The following is a 3,117-nucleotide window of genomic DNA, read 5'->3' as shown; positions in this document are numbered from 1 at the left end:
GACGGACCATCCACCGCCCCTGAGATGCCAGGGGCGGCGGAGGTCCGTCAGAAGTCCGTCACATCCACCGAGGGATGAGGCCGTCACGTCCGTCGGCGAAAGCCAGTGTGGCGGTGGTCAGCCCGTCGCCTTCGCCGCCGCGCGGCCGGCGGTGCGACCCGAGAACAGGCAGCCTCCGAGGAACGTGCCCTCCAGGGAGCGGTAGCCGTGGACACCGCCGCCGCCGAAGCCGGCGGCCTCACCCGCCGCGTACACGCCCTCCAGGGGGTCGCCGCCCTCGGTGAGGACGCGGGACGACAGGTCCGTCTCCAGGCCGCCGAGGGTCTTGCGGGTGAGGATGTTGAGGCGGACGGCGATCAGCGGGCCCGCCTTGGGGTCGAGGATGCGGTGCGGGGCCGCGGTGCGGATCAGCTTGTCGCCGAGGTAGTTGCGGGCACCGCGGATCGCCATGACCTGGAGGTCCTTGGTGAACGGGTTGGCGATCTCCCGGTCGCGGGCCACGATCTCGCGACGCAGCTCCGCCTCGTCGATGAGGGGGTCCTTGGTGAGCGCGTTCATGCCGCGGACCAGGGAGCCGAGGTCCTTCTCCACCACGAAGTCGACGCCGTTGTCCATGAACGCCTTGACCGGGCCGGGGACGTCCGCGCGGGCCCGGACGAAGACGTCCTTGATCGACTTGCCGGTGAGGTCGGGGTTCTGCTCGGAGCCGGAGAGCGCGAACTCCTTGCCGATGATCTTCTGGTCGAGCACGAACCAGGTGTAGTCGTAGCCGGTCTTCATGATGTGCTCGAGCGTGCCGAGGGTGTCGAAGCCGGGGAACAGCGGCACGGGCAGGCGCTTGCCGCGGGCGTCCAGCCACAGCGACGACGGGCCGGGCAGGACGCGGATGCCGTGGTTGTCCCAGATGGGGTTCCAGTTCTGGATGCCCTCGGTGTAGTGCCACATGCGGTCGCGGTTGATGAGGCGGGCGCCCGTCTCCTCTGCGATGGCCAGCATCCTGCCGTCGACGTGCGCGGGCACACCGGAGATCATCTTCTCCGGGGGGTTGCCGAGGCGCTCCGGCCAGTTGGCGCGGACGAGGTCGTGGTTGCCGCCGATGCCGCCGGAGGTGACGATCACGGCCTGGGCCTTGAACTCGAAGGCGCCGGTGACGGTGCGGGTGCTGGGCTGCCCGCGCTCGATCGTGGACGGTTCGAGGATCTCGCCGGTGACGGTGTCCACGGCGCCCGCGCTGCGCGCGAGCCCGGTGACCCGGTGCCGGAACTTCAGCTGGACCAGGCCCCGGGCGACGCCCTCCCTGACCCGCCGTTCGAAGGGCTCCACGAGGCCGGGGCCGGTGCCCCAGGTGATGTGGAAGCGGGGCACGGAGTTGCCGTGCCCGTTGGCGTCGTAGCCGCCGCGCTCGGCCCAGCCGACCACGGGGAAGAAGCGGACGCCCTGCCCGTGCAGCCAGGAGCGCTTCTCACCGGCCGCGAAGTCGACGTACGCCTCCGCCCACCTGCGCGGCCAGTGGTCCTCCTCGCGGTCGAAGCCGGCCGTGCCCATCCAGTCCTGGAGGGCGAGGGCGTGGCTGTCCTTGATCCGCAGTCGGCGCTGCTCGGGCGAGTCGACGAAGAAGAGACCGCCGAAGGACCAGTGCGCCTGCCCGCCGATCGACTGCTCCGGCTCCTGGTCGAGGAGGATCACCTTGCGACCCGCGTCGACGAGCTCCGCGGTCGCCGCGAGCCCGGCGAGGCCCGCCCCGATCACGATCACATCTGCGTCGTACGACATGGAGGACGTCCTCTCGGGAACGGGCGCGGTCAAGCGGGGGCGGGCGTGGGCGGGCCGGGCGCCGCCCGACGCTTTGTTACTGGCCGGTCAACAGCTTTGGATCAGATCCTTCGGTAGAACACGTGACTTAGTCAACTGTCCGGATGTGTCTCTGCTTACGGACAGCCCACGGGGTGGCGGCTAGAGTCGTATGAATACGTATCGGGCCACCCGTCGAGGCACAAATCGCCCTCGTGCGGGAATCCGAGCGGCACGCCCCGTGGGACGGCCGCAGCGGCCCGTCCGACGACCCTAGGTACTCCGCGTGTCGGTTCTCGTTCTTCTCCTCTCCATGTGCGCCGCCTGCTGTCTGGGCTTCGGCTTCGTGCTCCAGCAGCAGGCCGCCGCGCACGCGCCGATCGGCGACTTCCTCTCCCCCCGGCTGCTCCTCGACCTGGTCCGCGTGCCCCGCTGGCTCGGCGGGATCGGGTTGATGGTCTGCGGGATGGCGCTGGGCGCGATCGCGCTCGGCCAGGGCGAGGTTTCGCTGGTGGAGCCCCTCCTCGCGACCAATCTGCTCTTCGCGCTCGCCCTCTCCCGCCGCCGGACCCGGCAGCCGCTGGGCCGCCAGGGCTGGGCGGGTCTCGCGCTGCTCGCGGGCGGGGTGACGGCGTTCATCGTGGCCGGTCAGCCGCAGGGCGGCACCGCTCCTAGCGGGGCCTTCCGACAGTGGCTGATCATCGGCGTGATGGTGGGGACGGCGCTGCTGCTGACGGCGTACGCGAAGCGGCCCCGGCTCGCTGCCGCACCAGTGCTGCTCGCGGTGGCCGCGGGGCTCCTGTACGGGGTCCAGGACGCGCTCACCCGGGTGAGCGGGCAGGTGTTCGCCGACGGCGGCTGGGGCGGGCTGTTCACGACCTGGGAGCCGTACGGGGTGCTGATGCTCGGGGTGACGGGGCTGCTGCTGGTGCAGAGCGCCTTCGAGGCGGCGCCGCTGCGGATGTCGCTGCCCGCACTCACGGCCGCGCAGCCGCTCGCCGGGATCGCGTGCGGGGTGGGCTTCCTCGGGGACCGGCTCCGTACCGACGCGGGGGCGCTGGCCTGGGAGGCGGTCGGGCTCGTCGGCATCGTCGTCGGGGTCGTGCTGCTCGGGATGCATCCGGCGATGCCGTGCAACCACTCCGGGAGCGCGCGGGTGCGCGAACTCCAGCGGGGCTGACCGCGCCGGGCCGCGCGCCTCGGCGGGTGAGGGCTCTCCTGGTTGTCCTGGTTGGATGAGGGCATGAGTGCCGCCGACGAGATCCTCGACATCGTGGACGAGAACGACCAGGTCATCGGACAGGCCCCGCGCGGGGAGGTGTACGC

The 3,117-nt window shown here is 71.4% G+C and carries 2 protein-coding genes and 1 pseudogene; 2 read left to right on the top strand and 1 reads right to left on the bottom strand.

Annotated features, from left to right (window positions below; all coding sequences use genetic code 11):
- Positions 1 to 117 precede the first annotated feature (117 nt).
- Complete coding sequence (locus AOK23_RS41315) at positions 118 to 1,773, bottom strand: FAD-binding dehydrogenase (protein ID WP_055717543.1); 1,656 nt, start codon at positions 1,771 to 1,773, stop codon at positions 118 to 120.
- A 304-nt stretch (positions 1,774 to 2,077) separates the two neighbouring features.
- Here AOK23_RS41315 and AOK23_RS41310 point away from each other — a divergent pair, with 304 nt between their 5' ends.
- Complete coding sequence (locus AOK23_RS41310) at positions 2,078 to 2,971, top strand: DMT family transporter (RefSeq protein ID WP_055717542.1); 894 nt, start codon at positions 2,078 to 2,080, stop codon at positions 2,969 to 2,971.
- Between the two features lie 63 nt (positions 2,972 to 3,034).
- Positions 3,035 to 3,117: pseudogene (locus tag AOK23_RS51095) on the top strand (NUDIX hydrolase); the annotation flags it as partial.

It is taken from the genome of Streptomyces torulosus (assembly GCF_001419765.1).
In the GTDB taxonomy this organism is placed as follows: domain Bacteria; phylum Actinomycetota; class Actinomycetes; order Streptomycetales; family Streptomycetaceae; genus Streptomyces; species Streptomyces torulosus.
Note: the sequence above shows the minus strand (reverse complement) of the source record. Positions and strands in the feature narration are given on the sequence as shown.